Annotated in this window: 17 protein-coding genes; 6 read left to right on the top strand and 11 right to left on the bottom strand. The window is 63.2% G+C overall.

Annotated features, from left to right (window positions below):
- Positions 1–14: 14 nt before the first annotated feature.
- The 7 genes from art_RS03940 to art_RS03910 all read right to left on the bottom strand — a co-directional run bounded on the left by art_RS03940 (position 15) and on the right by art_RS03910 (position 7,745).
- A complete protein-coding gene (locus art_RS03940) occupies positions 15–1,007 on the bottom strand; it encodes a DUF559 domain-containing protein (protein ID WP_157875142.1) in 993 nt (330 codons plus the stop codon).
- 311 nt (positions 1,008–1,318) lie between these two features.
- On the bottom strand, positions 1,319–2,833 hold the full coding sequence (locus art_RS03935; RefSeq protein ID WP_253901466.1) for a sulfatase-like hydrolase/transferase: 1,515 nt from the start codon (positions 2,831–2,833) through the stop codon (positions 1,319–1,321).
- 6 nt (positions 2,834–2,839) lie between these two features.
- The gene (locus art_RS03930) at positions 2,840–3,862 is read right to left on the bottom strand and encodes an aliphatic sulfonate ABC transporter substrate-binding protein (protein ID WP_038462577.1); all 1,023 of its coding nucleotides are present in this window, start codon (positions 3,860–3,862) and stop codon (positions 2,840–2,842) included.
- A 71-nt stretch (positions 3,863–3,933) separates the two neighbouring features.
- Positions 3,934–4,731 (bottom strand): ABC transporter ATP-binding protein, encoded by a 798-nt coding sequence (locus art_RS03925; RefSeq protein ID WP_038462576.1) that lies wholly within the window; start codon positions 4,729–4,731, stop codon positions 3,934–3,936.
- 10 nt (positions 4,732–4,741) lie between these two features.
- Complete coding sequence (locus art_RS03920; protein ID WP_082000084.1) at positions 4,742–5,632, bottom strand: ABC transporter permease; 891 nt, start codon at positions 5,630–5,632, stop codon at positions 4,742–4,744.
- 107 nt (positions 5,633–5,739) lie between these two features.
- On the bottom strand, positions 5,740–6,906 hold the full coding sequence (locus art_RS03915; protein ID WP_052135974.1) for an ROK family protein: 1,167 nt from the start codon (positions 6,904–6,906) through the stop codon (positions 5,740–5,742).
- 224 nt (positions 6,907–7,130) lie between these two features.
- Positions 7,131–7,745 (bottom strand): phosphoribosylanthranilate isomerase, encoded by a 615-nt coding sequence (locus tag art_RS03910; protein WP_038462574.1) that lies wholly within the window; start codon positions 7,743–7,745, stop codon positions 7,131–7,133.
- Between the two features lie 210 nt (positions 7,746–7,955).
- Here art_RS03910 and art_RS03905 point away from each other — a divergent pair, with 210 nt between their 5' ends.
- Positions 7,956–10,556, top strand: coding sequence for an AAA family ATPase (locus art_RS03905; protein ID WP_216699582.1), 2,601 nt, complete (start codon positions 7,956–7,958; stop codon positions 10,554–10,556).
- A 116-nt stretch (positions 10,557–10,672) separates the two neighbouring features.
- On the opposite strand, the gene art_RS03900 is transcribed toward art_RS03905, so the two are convergent.
- Complete coding sequence (locus art_RS03900) at positions 10,673–11,482, bottom strand: metal-dependent hydrolase (protein WP_038462573.1); 810 nt, start codon at positions 11,480–11,482, stop codon at positions 10,673–10,675.
- A gap of 166 nt (positions 11,483–11,648) precedes the next feature.
- Between art_RS03900 and art_RS03895 the strand changes: the two genes are divergently transcribed.
- Positions 11,649–11,864, top strand: a complete 216-nt coding sequence (locus art_RS03895) for a hypothetical protein (RefSeq protein ID WP_038462572.1) — start codon at positions 11,649–11,651, stop codon at positions 11,862–11,864.
- A gap of 35 nt (positions 11,865–11,899) precedes the next feature.
- Here art_RS03895 and art_RS03890 read toward each other — a convergent pair whose 3' ends face one another.
- Positions 11,900–12,592: a YceI family protein gene (locus tag art_RS03890; RefSeq protein WP_038462571.1), complete on the bottom strand. Its 693-nt coding sequence runs from the start codon at positions 12,590–12,592 to the stop codon at positions 11,900–11,902.
- A 160-nt stretch (positions 12,593–12,752) separates the two neighbouring features.
- Between art_RS03890 and art_RS22100 the strand changes: the two genes are divergently transcribed.
- Positions 12,753–12,917 (top strand): hypothetical protein, encoded by a 165-nt coding sequence (locus art_RS22100; RefSeq protein WP_157875141.1) that lies wholly within the window; start codon positions 12,753–12,755, stop codon positions 12,915–12,917.
- A 302-nt stretch (positions 12,918–13,219) separates the two neighbouring features.
- On the opposite strand, the gene art_RS03885 is transcribed toward art_RS22100, so the two are convergent.
- A complete protein-coding gene (locus art_RS03885) occupies positions 13,220–13,660 on the bottom strand; it encodes an SRPBCC domain-containing protein (protein WP_038462569.1) in 441 nt (146 codons plus the stop codon).
- Between the two features lie 417 nt (positions 13,661–14,077).
- Here art_RS03885 and art_RS03880 point away from each other — a divergent pair, with 417 nt between their 5' ends.
- From art_RS03880 to art_RS23115, 3 genes are all read left to right on the top strand, one after another.
- Complete coding sequence (locus art_RS03880) at positions 14,078–14,842, top strand: hypothetical protein (protein ID WP_216699581.1); 765 nt, start codon at positions 14,078–14,080, stop codon at positions 14,840–14,842.
- 226 nt (positions 14,843–15,068) lie between these two features.
- Complete coding sequence (locus tag art_RS22870; protein WP_253901464.1) at positions 15,069–15,209, top strand: hypothetical protein; 141 nt, start codon at positions 15,069–15,071, stop codon at positions 15,207–15,209.
- 59 nt (positions 15,210–15,268) lie between these two features.
- On the top strand, positions 15,269–16,897 hold the full coding sequence (locus art_RS23115; RefSeq protein WP_301537952.1) for an HD domain-containing phosphohydrolase: 1,629 nt from the start codon (positions 15,269–15,271) through the stop codon (positions 16,895–16,897).
- On the opposite strand, the gene art_RS03865 is transcribed toward art_RS23115, so the two are convergent.
- The gene (locus art_RS03865) at positions 16,839–17,198 is read right to left on the bottom strand and encodes a hypothetical protein (RefSeq protein ID WP_052135973.1); all 360 of its coding nucleotides are present in this window, start codon (positions 17,196–17,198) and stop codon (positions 16,839–16,841) included. The two genes, art_RS23115 and art_RS03865, sit on opposite strands and share 59 nt — an antisense overlap.
- Positions 17,199–17,223 lie beyond the last annotated feature (25 nt).

Raw genomic sequence — 17,223 nt, 5'->3', positions numbered from 1 at the left:
ACCATTTTCGGGGCCTACTCATAGTCCTTACGGGTGTTCAACCGGTCTTTGAGTGACCGCCGTGCTAGTTTGCGAGTGTCCGCCCAGCCACCAGCCACGAGCATGCGGGCGATTTTCGTTATGACCACCTGCTCACCGGCTTTCATGTCGTTGTTGTTGATGAGCACCTGGTGCCAGCCGAGATCCTGCGTGATGTAATCACGGTCGTGGTCCTTGGATTGTTGCTCCGGTGTGAAGTGGTGCCCGCCGTCGTACTCGGCGCACGTCTGATAATCTACGCAAGCCAGATCTGGCGAAACCAGTCCCTTGCCCGACGCGTCCCTAATCTCGAAATTAGTGACAAAGGTGGGCAGGTGCGACCTTTCTATCATCAGACGCAACTGAGTTTCCCGTGGAGAGTCGGAACCTACACGGGTCAGCTTCAAGGCTTCGCGGAGCCGCTTCATGCCACGTGCGCCAGTGTGGGCAGCCATGTAGCGTGTCAGCGCAGGCAAGGCCAACATTGGGAACTTTTCCCGCCGCGACGACAAATGGTGCTCACAAACAATCTGGTCAGCAATGACTAGCAGTTCATCAACTCCCAACAGAGGAGCGAGGTCCAATAGCGTGCGCTGCACGGATGTAACCGGGACGCCGCCAATAAGAGCAATGTCCTTCGGCCCAAGTAGCAACAGGTGGCCGCGTACACCATCACGCCGGGGGATCGGCTCGTGCAAGGGGCGCGCCAAGTCTGTCCCTTCCCTGAGATCCAAGCGTGAGGGTAGAAACAGTCCATGGAGCCTGGCTGCCGATACGTGGCTGACGACACTGTTAGGGACAGTGTGCGTCAGGGCGCGGCATTTTTCCAGCAAGTTGAAGGGCGCCGCTTTGGGCATGCGCAGCCCGCGGCCAAGCGAGGCGAGGTCTTTGCCACGCATGCGTGCTGGTGAAAGGCCTGCCTCAAGTGCCTCGCCCACGGTAAAGGCACGCCAGCGGAGGTCTTCTGGTAAGGGTTCTGAAGTCGTCATCCATTAATTAAGGCCGGATACACGTCGATCTGGGGTCATGAAAGGGCCGAATGTGGACAACGAGGCTGTGCCGTCCCGTTGTGGAGGAATGACTGCGGTATTTCACGCGTCCAGTCCCGACTGCTGCCTTCATCAACTCGCAGTTGTTGCGCTCAAAAAGCTCAAGCACAGCAACAACTGCGAGCTCGCGGCAAGGCGAGGACCGTGGCGGAGTGGATTGGGCTGCCCGCGAAGGCCGGGCACGCTCGGCATGGTGCCCGGCCTTCTTTAGCGGTCGTACTTCTCGTGGCTGGCCTACGGGGCCACAGAGCCTATTGCGTGATGAAACGTTCGACGGCGGTATCCGGCCTGACTCGCTCGTGGACCGGAATGTCGCCTGCAAAAGCCAGCCACTGGGCGAACTTGTCGCCGCGCTCCACCAGCTGGCGGTACATGGCCCGGCGCATGGTGCTGACCTGTTCGCGGTACACGGGCACGTTGATGACGTTGTTCAGTTCGTCTGGATCGGCAATCATGTCGTAGAACTCGTCAATGCCCTCCGGGTTGGCAATGTATTTCACTTCCTTGTTGCGGATCATGCGCTGGGCGTAAGGGAAGTGGTGACCGTGGAACTCGCACAGGATGTCCTCGCGCCAGCCCTCAACCTCGTGTCCGTGAGCCAGGGGCAACAGGCTGCGGCCGTGGACACCTGAGGCATCCGCCCCGGCAATTTCGTGGAAGGTGGCCGTGAAGTCCAGGAGGCTGATGAAGCGGTCCTCGCGGCGCTCCACCTCACCGGGCAGGGCAAGGATGGCCGGTATGCGGTAGATGTCCTCATACATGGCCGGGCCCTTGTCATTGAGCCGGTGTGCACCAGTGAACTCGCCATGGTCTGCTGTGAACATGACTGCGGTGCTCTCCGTCAGCCCCAGTTCGTCGAGCACGTCCAGGATGCGGCCAATCTCGTGGTCGATCATGGAGACGTAGCCCCAGTACACGGCCGTGAGCTTCTTCCATTCATCCACCGTGAAGCAGTCGGTTGACCAGTATTCGGCGTAGGCCTGCTGCACCATGGGCTTGCCGTGGAACGTCTCGGCGAACGATCCAGGCAGTTCGATGGTGGACGGATCCACCATGTCGTACCACTGTTGCGGGATGAGGTATGGCAGGTGCGGGCCGAAGATGTGGCAGGAGAGGAAGAACGGCTGGCCGTCCTCCTGCACCAGCGCGCCGGCGGCAAACTCCCGCAGCTTGGCAATGGTCTGGTCCGCCAGGAACGCCTCGAACGTGGCTTCCGTGGGCTGGTCCGTCACGCCGGCAATCAGGTGGCCCTGGCTGCCGTCCGCCCGTGTCGTGTAGACCGGGCTGGAGATGCGGAAGTCCGGGAAGTCATTGGCCTTGAGCCAGTCTTCGTAGCCTGGATCGTCGAAGACGTTGAGGGCGCCGGGGAGGTGGATTCCCTCGAAGCCGTAGTGTTCCGGGCCGCGGTCCTTGCCAACATGCCATTTGCCGACATGGCCCAGCCGGTAGCCCTGCCCAATCAATGCTTCGGAGAAGGTGGGCAGGCCGTCGGGAAGTTCCTCCCGGTGGCCGGAGTTCCATTCGTAGTTGGCCAGCAGTCCGTGTTCAAAGGGCTGCAGACCGGTGAGGAGGCTGGCGCGCGCTGGAGTGCAAATGGCCGTGGGCGTGTACGCCCGGTCAAAAGTTGTTCCGCGCGCAGCCAGCCGGTCAAGGTTGGGCGTGTGCTGTGAGGTGTTGCCGTAGCATCCTAGTGTGTCGATGCGCTGCTGGTCCGTCATGAGGAACAGCATATTTTGGCGTGGGGCGCTGGTAGTTGGGGAAGTCACTGAAACCTAGACCGCCGGCGCGTTGACGAAAAGTTCAGAGTTGTAGAACTTCTTGGGGTCGGTGATTTCGGTGATCTTCTCGTCCTTCTTGAATTGCTCCTGAAGTCCGTTCAGCCACGTCTCGACGGTGCCTTCCGAGGAGAGGGTTTCCAGTTCCTTTGAGGTGAAAAGCTTGGCTACGCTTGCCTGTGCCGCCATATCCTCGTCCTTGAGCTTGAGGAACTTGGCGGTCAAGGCAATGGTGCTGTCCTGGTTGTCGTGGCGGTAGTCGTTGGCGCTCTTGACCACGGAGATGAAACCGGTGGCCAGGTCCTTGTCCTTGGCGGCGCGCCCCGGGGCAGCAACAAACGTTGACGGGAAGGTCAAGGTGTCGATGAAGTCCTCGTTGGTGTACAGCTCCACCAAGTCCGGCTGACCCTTCTTGGCGCTGTCGATCAGCGGGTACCAGAGGGCTGCGCCATCGATTTGATTGGAGGCGAATGCGGCAACGATGGCGGGCGGCTCCATGGCGGTGACCTCGAAGTCGTCACGGCTCAGGCCTTCCTTGGCCAGGGCCAGGCTGAACAGCTGGTCGCCGGAGGTGCCCGTGGGGACGGCAACCTTTTTGCCCTTCAAATCAGCCAGGGTCTTGATGCCGGGCTGGGCGATGATGCGGTCTGCATTGGAGACAGAGTTCACGGCCCAGATCTCCGCCTTGCCCGAGGCGGGCAGCCACAGGGCGCCGGACCCGATGTAGACAACGTCAACGTTGTTGGTGCCCAGCGCCTGGATGGCCAGCGGGCCATTGGTGAAGGGCAGGTACTTGGGTTTGAGACCCGCCGCGGCCCAGTACCCTTCCTGGTCGGCAACGGCCATCAGTGCGGCGCCGTTGTAGTCGGCAATGTAGCCAACCTTGATCTCAATTGTTTCCTTCGCGGCGTCGCCGGGGCCGGCGTCCTCCGACTTTGCCCCGCAGGCGGACAGCAGCGAGATGGCTGCGGCGCCCATGGAAAGCTGGAGCACATTGCGGCGTGAGACGTTAATTGACATGAGTTCTCCTGAAGTGTCTTTTGCCCGACATTGGGCAGGGGTACGAAGGGAATGATGCAAAAGAGAGAGATCTACTGGTGGGCTTCGGCGACGCCGGGCTGGTGGTAGACCGCTTCCCAGACCTGGGCGCGAAGGCGAGCGAACTCGTCGGAGAGCCGCATTTCCTCGGTGCGCGGGTACGGTAGGTCGATCTTGATTTCCTTGTAGATGCGTCCGGGCCGGGCAGCCATGACGATCACCCGGGAGGCCAGGAACACCGATTCGTCGACGTCGTGGGTGACGAACATGACGGTGCGCCGTTCCTTGGTCCAGGTTTCCAGGAGCTGTTCCTGCATGTGGACGCGGGTCAGGGCATCGAGTGCCCCGAAGGGCTCGTCCATTAACAGAATCTCGGGGTTGACGGCGTAAGCGCGGGCGATGGCGCAACGCTGCTTCATGCCGCCTGAGAGTTCCTTGGGCAGGGCTTCGGCGAAGCGGCTCAGGCCCACCAGCTCAAGATAGTGATCCACGATCACGCGGCGTTCCTTGGCGGGAACCTTTTTTAGTTCCAGCCCAAACTCCACATTTTTTCTGACAGTGAGCCAGGGGAAGAGTGCGTATTGCTGGAAGATGACGCCGGTGCGGGTGCTGGGTCCGTCGACCTCCCGGTCGTCGACCATGACACGGCCGCTGGTGGGGTCCAGCAGTCCTGCGGCAGCGTTGAGCATGGTGGACTTGCCACAGCCGGAGGGGCCCACGACGGTGACGAATTCGCCGTCGGCGATATCTAGGTTGACGCCATTCAAGGCGGTGAAGGTCTGCCCTGTCAGGGTGAACTCCTGGCGGAGGTCCTCGAAACGGATCATGGCTTTTTGTGTTGCAGTTGTCATGGTGTGTTCCTTAGCGGCGTTCTTGCCAGCGGGTCAGGTGGGCCTCAATCATCAGCAGCAGACGGTCCATGAGCAGGCCCAGGATGCCTATGACAATCACGTTCACGAGAATGGTGGGCATGTCATAGAACTGCTGTGCCTGTTGCATGCGCATGCCCAGGCCGTTGGGTGCGGCAAGGAGTTCCGCGGCGACCACGGTGGCCCAGCCGGCGCCGAGGCCGATGCGCATGCCCACCAGGATGAAGGGTGAGGATGCGGGGACAACCACACGGCGAAAGATGACCATGCTGTTGGCGCCCAGCACCCGGGCCGCGTTGATGAGTGTCTTGTCAACGCTGACAACACCTTGGTAGGTGGAGATGACGCAGGAGAGGAAGGCGGCCAGGAAGATGACGAAGATTTTAGGTGTTTCGCCGATGCCCATGGTGACCATGACCAGCGGCAGCAGGGCCAGCGGAGGAATGGTGCGAAAGAACTGCACCCATGGCTCAATGATGGCGCGGCCAATCTGGTACCAACCCATGAGGAATCCAACAGGGATGGCCAGCAGGCTGCCAATGAGGAAGCCGCTCAGGACGCGGGCCAGGGAGGCCCCGGTGTCTTCTCCGAGTGTTCCGTCGGCAAGCAGTTCGCCGCCGCGGACCACCACTTCAACAGGTCCGGGCAGTCCGACAAGTCCGGCAGCGGAGAAGGCGGTCCAGGCTGCCAAGCCGGCGGCGACTGAGCCGAAGTTGATGGCCAGCAGGGCCTTGCGGCTGAGCTTGCCTTTCACTACTGGAGGATTCTTTTTCGCTTCGGTATTGGCAGGGGTGCCTGTTTTGTGGGACGCAGCATTGCGTCCCGTTGAGCTGCCAGGCGCAGCCGTAGCGGTGGGTGAACTAATGGTGTCTTTTGGAGCCATGCGCCTAATCTATGGCACCCGTCACATCATGTCAAGAGTCTTTACGTAAATAGACTTGGCGTTACTTTATGGCGCGACGCTCGACGTTCTCGAGGCGTGGCCGGGAGCTAGTTGGCAGCCGTGAGGCCCCAGTGCTTCAAAGCCATCTGGGCGGCCCCGTCGCTTCCTGCGGTAGGTGCGAAGGGTGCTGCGCTGATGTCGGTTGACCGAGGGGCCAGCTCAAGGTTCTGCTCGGCCAGGGCGCGGCGGACCGGCTCCAGAAGCGGTTCACCGAACTGGGAAAGGTCACCTGCTATGACAACGCGTGTTGGGTCGATCAGCACACAGGCGGCAACCAGTGCGCGGGCGAGCAGTTCACCGGCCCAGGCCACCACGTTGATGGCGATGCCGTCGCCTGCCGCGGCGGCCTCCGCCATGGCTTGTATCGTGGCGAATGCCTGACCTCGGCGGGCGGACTCGGCGAGCACATTGGCTTCGTTGATGAAACTCTCGAGACAGCCGTGGCGTCCGCACCAGCAGGCCGGTCCGGTGAAGTCGACGCTGATGTGGCCAAGTTCGCCGGCGATTCCATGTCCGCCACGCAGCAGGGTTCCATTGGAAATGATGGCAGAGCTAATGCCTGCGGAGAGGACTACGTAGAGCAGGTTTTCCTTGCTTTTGCAGTACGACATGGCGGCCAGGCGGATGTTGTTGTCCCACATCAGGGGAGCGGGCAGCAGTTTCCGGATGGGGTCCAGCGAGGCGCCCTGCGGATCTTCCTGGCGTTCCGGTCCGTCCCACAACGACGCTGGATTTGCGTGCCGGCTGGCAATGCCAATCCCCGTGCCAACCACTGTGGCGGGACTGATCCGCCCACTGTCGATGAGCTCCTCGAGCAGTTCGGCAGCCAAACCCACCTTGGGTGCCAGCTTGAGCGTGCTGGAAACCTCTCGGTGTTCATGGGTCACTGTCGATCCATCAAAGCCCGTGACCGAGATGCTGATGCGCCGCCGCCCAAGCTCCATGCCCACCGCGGCGCCCGCGTTCGGATTCAGGGAGAGCACCTTGGTTGGTCGGCCATTGCGTCCGACGGCGTGCAGCAGTTGGTCTTTTTCCGTCAGCACCCCCCTCTGCCGCAGGTCCCCGACGATCGCGGAAAGGGTGGTGCGGGAAAGCTTTGTGTCGCCCTCCAAGTCGCGGCGGGTCCGGTGTCCATGGGTTACCAGAGCTTCAAGAACGCGCAGTTCATGTCGGCGCCGCACTGCCTGCAACGCGTTATCGTCGGGTGTAAGCACCGGTCCTTCTTTCAAAATAATCGCCGGTTATCCAGCGCTGCTGTCGTGCGTCCTAGACTCCATTATGGCGCTGCACAGGGCATTTATGTAAAGCCTATTGTTTTTAGTCTATTTCCGGGCAACCGCCACGGATCGGACAAGAGCAGCGGGCCATGAAATGGGTCGCCGCACAATTTGCAGCACCTGAGCCGATCCCGGTCGCCGGAAGACGGCGCCGCAGGAACTCAGTGGTTGTTGCGGGCCGCGCCGATGAACGCCCGGATCAGCTCGACATCTTTCACGCCGCGGCTGGATTCAACACCGCTGGAAACATCAACGCCGGCCGGCTTCATCGACTCCGCGAGTGAGGCGACGTTGGCGGGGTTCAGGCCGCCGGCTAGCAGCCAGAAGCCGTGCGGGGCGCCATTGACCAGCACGGCGGCATCAAAAGTCTCACCCGCGCCAGGTTCGACGGCGTCCAGCAGCAACCGCTCTGAATCCCAGGCGGCCCGCTCATCACCTGGGAGGGCGTTGTAGGCGTTGGCTGAGAAGGCGCGCAGGGTGCGGAAGCCTTCGGCGTGCAGCCGGGCCATGTCGGCCAGGCTCTCATCCCCATGCAGCTGCACCGTTGTGACGCCGGCACGGCGGGCCGTGTCCACGACCTCATCGATGGGCTGGTTGCGGAACACACCCACGGTTTCAACACCCTCAGGGACGGTGCGCCCAAGCTCTGCGGCCCATTCGGCGGTGACGGTCCGGGGGCTGCCGGGGGAAAAGACAAAACCAACAGCGTCGGCCCCGGCGTCCACGGCGGCGGCAACAGTTTGCGCAGTCCGCAAACCGCAAATCTTTATGTACATACCCAGCCTCACAACTAACTTTCGCCTAACAGCGCGAAGGGGGGATCCGCCGTCGTGCGTCCCAAGAACCAGCTTAACAGCCCTGCCGCGCCGGACACGGACTGTTGGAGGAAGATGAAAATTCGGTGGCAGAGTGTGGCGGCAGCGAATCCTGGCAGGTCAGACCCGGCTGTCATGATGGGGGTTACGACTTTATGGGGGAGCGCGGGCATGATGCTTGAAGGTACCAACAATATTGTGCTGACTGACGAGTTCAGGAAGGCACTGACCTTGCTCGACGGCGGCAACAGCCTGTTCCTGACGGGGAAGGCTGGTACGGGAAAGTCCACTTTGGTGCGGCACTTCCTGGCCTCGACCCGGCGAAATGTCATTGTGGCTGCCCCCACGGGCATTGCCGCGCTGAATGTCGAGGGATACACCATCCACAGGTTGTTCTCCTTCAGTCCGCGGACAACCGTGGAGCAGGTAAGGTCGCCCGACTATTACCCGCGGAGTTTTGCCAAAACCATCAAGAGCCTGGACACGCTGATCATTGATGAAGCTTCGATGATCCGTGCAGATTTGTTTGACTGCATTGCAGCTGCCCTTGAACGGTTTGGCCCGAAACCAGGCACACGGTTTGGTGGCGTGCAAATTGTGTTGGTGGGTGACCTGTATCAGCTCCCGCCCGTGGTGACCGAGGCAGAGTCCGAGTACTTCAGCACACGCTACAGCTCACCCTATTTCTTCGCAGCGGACAGCTATGACCGCGCACATTTCCCGCTGGTCGAACTCACCACAATCTTTCGCCAGGTCGGTGACTCGCAGCTGGTGGACGTCCTGAACTCCGTGCGGGAAGGCGCACTGCTGGAGGTGGAGCGTGCGGTGCTCAACGCCAGGACGGATGCGACCTTCCTGCCGCCTTTAGGTGAATTCTGGTTGACGCTGGCGACAACAAACCGGATCACCGGTGCCAGGAATCGGCAGATGCTTGAACAGCTGCCTGTGCCAGGGCTGCGACATGTTGCGAGCGTCTCGGGGGACGTGGATGGGTTCGACAAGCCGACAGAGGATGTCCTGGAATATCAAGTGGGGGCTCAGATCATGCTGCTCTCCAATGATGCCGAAAGGCGCTGGGCCAACGGCACCATTGGCCGAATCGCAGGCCACCGCACTGTTGATGGTGGCGTCCTGGTGGAGGTCGAGCTCCCTGGCGGCACACGTGCAGAGGTGGGTCCGTACACGTGGGCGATCAACCGGCCGGTGGTTGAGGCGGGCCGACTGCGCCATGAGGTGGTCGGCACCTACACGCAGCTTCCGTTCCGCCTTGCCTGGGCCATCACCATTCACAAGAGCCAGGGCCAGACACTGGACCGCATGGTTGTCGACCTGGCCGGAGGGACTTTCGCCTACGGCCAGTTGTATGTGGCTCTGAGCCGCTGCACCAGCATGGACGGATTGGTGTTGCGGCGCGACATTCAGCCCAAGGATTTGAAGGTGGCCCAGCGCATCCGCCGATTCTTGCGTTCGGGAGGAGCTGAGGTGGCACCGCGGGGCAACGTCTATCTTGGGGTCAGCACGGTGGGCGATGAAGGAAGGGCCTGGCGTCCCCGCCCGATCGAGATTGCTCTGGTGACCGATGACGGGCTCGAGGTCACCACCTTGGTCAATCCCGAGCGTGACCTTGGGGATGCCCGCGCTGCCTACGGCATCTCAGCCAGCGACATCCAGTTGGCGCCGCTCCTGACCGAGGCGTGGGTGGCGTTGGCCCCGTATCTGGCGGGCAGGACTCCTGTGGGCGTGGACATTGACCAGTCGCTCGGCTACTTCGATTACGAACTCAAACGCAATGGATACGTCGTTCCCATGCCTCTTGGCGTGGAGATTGACAGCACCAAAATCACGCCCCGTGAGGCGGAACGATTGCGGGCCCCGGATGCGCTCGCCCGGGCTCGGGCTGTGCGTGACATGGCCGGCGCAGGTACGGCCTACAACGCCTTTGCCGACGTTTTTCCCGATCCGGAACAGCGAACCGGCTACCTCTTGGCTCGAGGTCAGGACGCCTCCAACTTCAGCCTGGGTGGCAGCGTTACAACCGGGGATTCCGCCGACGCTGTGCTGGCCGGTCATTTGCGCACCACCGCGGAACGCACAAGCCTGAACGTCCAAACCAGGGACCTCCTGCGCGCCGTTGAAGCTAGGATCGGGCACCCGATCCTAGCTCCGGACGATGGCGGATCCAGCGAACAAAGCATCACGGCCGTGCTTGTCGCCGGAGCGCGGGTGTGCTTCACCGGAACCGTCATCGACGAGGTCGGCAATATGTACTCGCGTGCTGAAATGGAGGCCATTGCCGTTTCGATGGGTCTGGAGCCGGTGGCCAACGTGACCAAGTCCAAGTGCGAGGCACTCGTGACGGCGGAAGTCGGCTCACAATCCGGCAAGGCTAGGAACGCGGCCAAATACAACAAGCCAACGTTCGACGCCGGACATTTCCTTGAGTGGTCCAAGAACCCAAACGCTGAACCGGCTGCCGGCGAGGAGCCGCCGGCCATGACCGTCCAGGAATCTCAGGCGGCATCCTCCGTAGTGGTGTCCGAGACGGGGAATGTGGCCGTGCGGGTGCCTGTGGCGGTGCCCGGGCCGGCCCCTGACCAGGAACTGAAGGAGTCCCTCGAAGAACCGATGACGGCAACAGGGTGGCCAATGGCACCAGCGGTTCCGCCAAGGCAGGCATCCCCGCCGCAAGTTCCTCTGAGTTCCGGCGGTGGCCAGCATCAAAATAATCTCTCGAAATTGCAACGGCTCGTGGCGGGAATCTTCCGTCGGTAGCTGTCTCATCGTGCACAGCCGCCCGCGTGGTCAGGCGTGAAAAGCGTCGTCACCCTGTGGCGAACGAGCCGCAGCTTTGGTATGTGGAAGGGAAAGCCTGAAGGTGCCCGGAACGTTTAGGAGAAGACGGCGTCGGCCATGGCCCAAATGACGTAACCGCTGACGGGGACCAGCAGCAGCCATTCACGCACCGAGCCGGCGTTGCCTAAAATCGGAAGCGCGAGGTTGCCGTTGGGGCGCCAGAACCTTTTGACCAGCGGCATCCTGCGCAGCCAGCGCGGCGGCCGGATGCGCAGCGGCCAGAGCAGGTTGCAGCCGCCTGTGGTCAGCATGTCGCCGAGGATGTGCGCGGCCACCCCGAGCCCCATGGCCAGCGGGAACCAGTATTCTTCCTGCGGTGCGAAGAAGGTCACGAACGCGCCGACGGCGATGCCCGCAACCCATGGGAACTTCTGCATGGTGTCAGGAATGAACTTCAGCGCCTTGGCGGCGAACGATGCCAGCAGCACGGCCAGGATCCCGGCGCCGGGGAAAATGGTGCCCCATCGGGGCAGTTCCATGGTCCACAGGCCGGCCAGCGCCGCAATCGCCACAAACACGGCCAGTCCCAGAACCGAGTGCGTGCCGTGGCGGTGACCGCCGGACAGCCTGCCCACGTGGATGCACATGATGTTGGACAGCGGCGGCAGCGAGTGGGCGATCGTGGCGTTGCGGTGGTCGGCGTCGGGCACCAGTGCAGCCCCGGCAGTCACCATGGCGCCGGCCACCACGGCTGTGGGTGTCAGGTCCAGCAGGCCCATGCCAACGGTCAGTGTCTCGGGCACGGCCGGGATCACCTGGTGCACGGCACCCAGCCCCACCTCGAACTGGGTGGTCAGGGCCAGCCAAACGGCGGCACCGCTGGCGGCGTGATGGGCTCCCATCATGAGGGCACGTCCTTGCATTCTCGGGGTCGTTGTTTCGATCCCGCAATACGTGGACAAAACCTGCTCCCTCAAGGGTATGTGCAGGCACTGACAAAGTTCGACGGCGTGCGGCCCACCTCACATTCCTGCCGGAGTGCGCCACGGGCAGCCATGCAACAATGAGGCCATGACCGATCCAAGCGTCGCAGCACTGACCGATTTTCCGCACTCCATCGGCAAGCCCGCCACCAGGGCGCTCGTCGGCGCGGGCATTACGCGCGTAGAAGAGCTCACCACCCGCAGCGACACGGAACTTCTGGCCCTGCACGGCGTGGGTCCGAAGGCGATCAGAATCCTGGGCGAGGAGCTGGCCAGCCGCGGCCGGGCCTTCGCCGACGGCTGACCGCCGCCACGCCCGGATTTTCAGCGCCACGCCCACTATTTGCTGAGCGTCAGCAACATCTCGATGGTCCCCGAATTCTCTACCTTAACGAAGCCCAGGTTGGGTGCATCAACGCCAAAGTCGGTGAAGATAATGGGAATCGAGCCCTGCACCTCCACACCCGCGGATGTTGCCTGCGCCTGAAGGCTGACGGTGACGTCCCGCGTGACACCGGCAATAGTCAGTTCGCCGGCCGCCGTGACGGATGCGGTCCCGCCGGCCACCGCGCCAATATCAACGGCCTGCGTCAGCGTGAAGGTGGACGTCGGGAAGTCCTGGGTTTTCACGATACTTTGAAATTGCCGGTCGCGGCTGTCGCTGTCTGTGACCAGGCCGTTCATGTCCACAACGACCATCGCCGCGGTGAGGCTGGTACCGTCGATGCTCGCCTCACCCTTAACCGCGCTTGTCCGACCCACCACCGTGGCGTTCTGCCCGTTGAGCACTTCAGCGACACGGTAGCCGGCCTGCGACCCCTCCGCGATGTTCCATGTTCCGGACAGTCCCTGCGCATCAAGGCTGCCGGCCGCGCCCGCACTGGGCGCGTTGCTGCCGGGCGATTGCGGGGACAAGGTGAATTCCCCGCTGGCCCGGCTGTTCTGCACGTTGGCGTAGATGACGCTGCCTCCCCATATTGCGGCGACGGCCAGCACCAGCAGGATCCCGGCAACGATCAGTTTTTTGCGCATGCAGTCCTCCGTGGAACAACGTTATGGAGCTATGTACTATGCCAGTGCGGGCTGCGTTTTGTCTGTGATTTCCCGCTGGAATCCTTGACGTTGATGCCCGACGGCGGCCTGCCGCCAGAATGGTCTTCCCTCACCGAACAGCCCGGCGTAGCGTTGGAGCATGAACCAGCACCCAGTCGAAGAGATCCCGGAACCGGAAAACCGTGCGGCCGGGAAGCATTCAGCGGTGGAGGACTTCATCAAGCTGATAGTGCCCGAACCCGAGTTGCTGGAGGAAGAGGCCAACGGCGACCCTGACATTGAACCGCGCAAAACCGGCGCCTGACTGTCCCATGAAAGCGAGTCCGCCATGAAACCCAGCGAGGGACGGCCGGCAGCTGCCAGCATCCCCAATCCTGACATCCCCAATCCTGACAGGCCCGGCCACCCGGATCCAACCCAACCTCCGTACCCGCCGGCTCCCCCCGATCCGACCCAACCTCCCGATCCATACCACCCTCCGGATCCGAACGAACCCTATCCGCATCCACACCCGCCGGAACCCGTATTCCCGCCCGACCCCATGTCACCGCCGGTACCTCCACGCGGTCACTGAGCGCGGAGACTCCGGCGGTGGACTGGTGGCAGCTACTCCGCCAGCACCGTGTTCAGTGCGTCGAAGGCGATCAGCCAACCAGCCGCTGTCCCTTCGTATTGCTCGGGACTGAGGTGGCCGCCGGTCTGGGCGAAGCGCAACTCGGTGCCGCCGTCGACGGCGGTGAGGACTACGGTGAGCAGCTCACGTTCATCGCCGGGTTCGTTGGTCATGGTCACGACGAGCCTGTTTGGACGGTCGACTTCCAGATATTCGCCGCGCCAGTGGAAGCCGGGCATGCCGTTGCCCAGGATCATGGTGGCGTTCCAGAGCCCGCCCGGACGGACATCCAGGGCTAGGGAATCGAGGGGGACCTGAATGTCGGGCCCGCCCCACCAGGTGGCCAAGGATGCCGGGGTGACCCAGGCGTCGAAGACGGCCCCGGATGGTGCAGCGAACACGCGCGTGACGGTGGATCCTGTTGTTTCAATCATTGTTCTCACCCTTCTTCTCTTGTGTCAGTTGCTGCTCCAAAGCGTTGAAGTTTTAGTCCCAGAAACGGCGACAGCTCTCGATCCAGTCCGCCGCAGGGGCGAGCACAACGGCATTCAACTTCGCCGGCCGCCACTGGCATTGTGTGCGCGGGAAATCAGTGCGGCCTTCTCTCCACGCGAGAGCATCGCGAGGATCGCACGCCGGGGTGGCTCAGCGAGTGCCAAGAAGGTCCTGCTGAGGCCGTCGGTTTTCATAACCCCATAATCAATCTGCTGGCTAATTAACCGCAAGGTTACCTACGGACGTTTTTGAGACATTTTCCAATCCCAGTCCACCCGCAAAGATGGGCCATCCGCCCCATGCCCGCGCCTGCACGCAGAGCTACGCTTTTTACACACAACGTGAAGGAGCACATCATGAGCCTCAAGTCACCCCGGGCCTGCGCGGAACTGGCAGAGAGCACCGCCGCCCTGCCGCCCGGAAACGACGAACGGTTTGCCGGCTACGCACTCATGGGCATGCCGTTCAGTTCAGGAAACTACCTGGCCTTCAGGCGTTTCCCGGCCAGCTCGATCGGGCCCGGATACACAGCACTGTGGCTCCACCGCCCCAACCGCGGCTGGACCATCTACGCCGACGCCCCGCCCGAGCAAAGCTGTGCCAGGTACTTTGGCGCCGGCATCAGTGAGACCCTCCTGGTCAAGGTCGAAAGCCACTGGGGAGGCCCCTTCGAGCTCACGGTGGGCGTGTCCGGCGTCGTGCGCTGGGACCTTGAGTTCCAGGAAACAAGAACGACGACGGCCCTCACCACCGTGGCGCGCCGCCTGCCCGAAGGGTGGTGGCAGCGGCCTCGGGTGCTGTCGGGAATGGGCGGATTCATGGGCCCTGCGCTGCATGCCGGGAAGATGAGGCTTGCCGGGACGGTGCCCAACGGACAGTCGTTTCAGGCGCGGCCGCTGCGTGTCTGGGCGGTCAAGACCAGCCATGCCACGATCGATGGTGTCACTGCCGGGTGGCCGCACATGCTGCCCAAACAGCTCCATCTGGCGGACTTTTGGCTGCCCCAGGAGGGCCTCTTTGTGGCAGAGATGAGCCTTCATTTCCCCTCAACAGCTCCGGAAACCGCCGCAGACAGGGCCTCCACTCCCATTACGGCACACACCAGAAGGAGTTCGTCATGAACAAGGCCATGATCAGCCTGGCCAGCGGTCTGGAAGATCCCGAACGCGTCACCGTGGCATTCCTTGTCGCCGTCGGTGCCGCCGAACAGTGCAGGGAGAAACTCATGTTCCTGACCAAGGAGGCAGTCCGGATTGCCCTCACCGGCTTCGCCAATGTGGCGGCCTGCGACGGCTGCCCGCCCCTCACCGGCCTCCTTGACCGGTACGAAGCCGCCGGTGATTCCTCGTGCGCCCCATCTGCCTTGACGCCCGCAAGGTGGATCGGGCAGGCTTTGCCGCCAACGCCAACGCCAACGCCGAGGCTGTCGGCACCGTGCAGCTGTGGGCGTGGATCGGTGAGGACTCCGTTGTCACGTTTAGCTATTAGCGCCAGCGTCGCGGCAACCCGCACGTGCCGTGAACGCCGCACAGATCTAGAATTGACTGGTGGCTGAACACGGTTCGGACAGCGTCAACACACCGCCCCCGGGCCAGGTTCCAGGGGGTCCGCCAGCAGCGCCACCGGATGCGGCAACCACCAGCCGTCCCGAATTGCTGGCGGCACTCTCACTGGCCATCGATCTGGGATTGGGCCAGCCCATGGAGCACATGCTGCGGTCCACCTTGTTGGGGTTGCGGCTCGCGGACCGGCTCGGCATCGGCCCGGCGGGCCGGGGGCGCATTTATTACGCAAACCTGCTCGCCTGGATCGGCTGCCACGCCGATTCCCACGAACTCGCCGCCTTGTTCGGGGACGACATCGCCTTCCGCGCCGACTACTATTTCATCGACGCCCACGGCCTGCCCATGCTGTCCCTGATGCTGCGCCACACCGGCACGGACCTGCCCCGGGTGCAGCGGACCCTCCGGAAGTCGCAATTCGCGGCCACGGCAACCACCGTGGTGCGGGCGTTGATCCTCTCCCACTGCACGTCCGCAGGGAGGCTGGCCAACAGGGTGGGGCTTGATCCGGGCCTGCCGGGCATCCTGGGCCACACTTTTGAACGCTGGGACGGGAAGGGACTGCCTGCCGGGAGGTCCGGCGTCGAAATTCCCCTGGAGATGCGCATCGCCCAACTGGCCGACACGGCAGAAGTCTTCCTGCGCACAGCGGGGCTGTCCGCGGCGGTGAGGACAGTCGGTGAGCGCCGCGGCACCCAATTCGATCCGGAGCTGGCGGACATGTTTTGTGCCCACGCCGCCGAGCTCACGGACGGGCTGCTGGAACTGGACCCGTGGCCTGCTGCGCTGGCGGCGGCCCCCGAGGAGGCTGCCCTGGCCGGTGCGGAACTGGATGGGGTCCTTGCCGCGATGGGCGATTTCGCCGACCTGAAGTCGCCCTGGACGGCGGGCCATTCGCGCCAGGTTGCGGCCCTGGCGGCAGGCGCCGCGCAGCATCGCGGATTCGCCGAAGCCCAGGTGTTGGAGTTGCGCCGTGCCGGGTGGGTCCATGACCTGGGCAGGATGGGCGTGTCCAACGGCGTGTGGGACAAGGCCGGGCCGCTGTCGGCCATGGACCGCGAGCGCCTGCAGCTCTACCCCTTCCTGAGTGCGCGCATCCTTGGCCGGGTCCCCGGGATGTGGCATGTGGCCGAGATTGCCGGCGCCCACCGCGAGCGGCTCGACGGCTCCGGCTATCCGCATGGGCTGGGTGCCGCCGAGCTTGACCCTGGTGCGCGCATTCTTGCCGCGGCCGACGCCTTCCAAAGCTGGCTTGAGCCGCGGCCGCACAGGGCGGCGATGCCTTCGTCCGGCGCTGCTGCCCGGCTGCGCGAGGAGGTGGGTGCCGGGCGGTTGGAGGGGTCCGCCGTCGACTCCGTCCTGGTGGCGGCCGGTCAGAAGGAGGCACGACGGCGGATCCTGCCTTCCGGACTCACCGCCAGGGAGCTTGAGGTCCTCAGGCTGTTGTGCCGGGGGATGGACAACAAGACCATTGCGCGGGAGTTGTTCATCGCAGCCAAGACGGCGCGCAACCATGTGGAGCACATTTACGAAAAGACGGGTGCGAGCAATCGGGTCACCGCCACGTTGTTTGCCCTCGATGCGGGGTTGTGGGAGCGGAGTGCCAGGCCCTGACCGCGTCCCGGATGGCGCTGCGCAGGGCGGCGAGTTCGGGCTGGCCGCGTAATCCCGCGGGCGTGGGGTAGACGCGGCAGGTGAGGGCAGGCTCGGTGGGGGACGGGAACAGGTCGGTGCCGTTGATGGTGAACGTGGGTGAACCGTGGAAATTCAGCTCAGCTGCCTCGGCGTCGCTGAGGACTTCCCTGACGGCGAGCGCGACAGGGTCGAGGCCTTCCAGTTCCAGTGCCTGGCTGAAGAGTGACTTGGCGGGCGCTTCGTTGGGGCAGTCGGTGATGGTGCGCAGTTCAAAGCCCATGGCACCATTGTCTCCTCCGTCAGGC

This window comes from Arthrobacter sp. PAMC 25486 (assembly GCF_000785535.1).
GTDB lineage: Bacteria > Actinomycetota > Actinomycetes > Actinomycetales > Micrococcaceae > Specibacter.
The sequence above is the reverse complement of the archived record's forward strand: the minus strand, read 5'-3'. Positions and strand labels throughout refer to the sequence as shown.

Coding starts and splice junctions, on each gene's coding strand:
- art_RS03940 (WP_157875142.1), bottom strand. CDS start 1,007: ATGACGACTTCAGAACCCTTACCAGAAGACCTCCGCTGGCGTGCCTTT.
- art_RS03930 (WP_038462577.1), bottom strand. CDS start 3,862: ATGTCAATTAACGTCTCACGCCGCAATGTGCTCCAGCTTTCCATGGGC.
- art_RS03925 (WP_038462576.1), bottom strand. CDS start 4,731: ATGACAACTGCAACACAAAAAGCCATGATCCGTTTCGAGGACCTCCGC.
- art_RS03920 (WP_082000084.1), bottom strand. CDS start 5,632: ATGGCTCCAAAAGACACCATTAGTTCACCCACCGCTACGGCTGCGCCT.
- art_RS03910 (WP_038462574.1), bottom strand. CDS start 7,745: ATGTACATAAAGATTTGCGGTTTGCGGACTGCGCAAACTGTTGCCGCC.
- art_RS03905 (WP_216699582.1), top strand. CDS start 7,956: ATGATGCTTGAAGGTACCAACAATATTGTGCTGACTGACGAGTTCAGG.
- art_RS03900 (WP_038462573.1), bottom strand. CDS start 11,482: ATGATGGGAGCCCATCACGCCGCCAGCGGTGCCGCCGTTTGGCTGGCC.
- art_RS03895 (WP_038462572.1), top strand. CDS start 11,649: ATGACCGATCCAAGCGTCGCAGCACTGACCGATTTTCCGCACTCCATC.
- art_RS03890 (WP_038462571.1), bottom strand. CDS start 12,592: ATGCGCAAAAAACTGATCGTTGCCGGGATCCTGCTGGTGCTGGCCGTC.
- art_RS22100 (WP_157875141.1), top strand. CDS start 12,753: ATGAACCAGCACCCAGTCGAAGAGATCCCGGAACCGGAAAACCGTGCG.
- art_RS03885 (WP_038462569.1), bottom strand. CDS start 13,660: ATGATTGAAACAACAGGATCCACCGTCACGCGCGTGTTCGCTGCACCA.
- art_RS03880 (WP_216699581.1), top strand. CDS start 14,078: ATGAGCCTCAAGTCACCCCGGGCCTGCGCGGAACTGGCAGAGAGCACC.
- art_RS03865 (WP_052135973.1), bottom strand. CDS start 17,198: ATGGGCTTTGAACTGCGCACCATCACCGACTGCCCCAACGAAGCGCCC.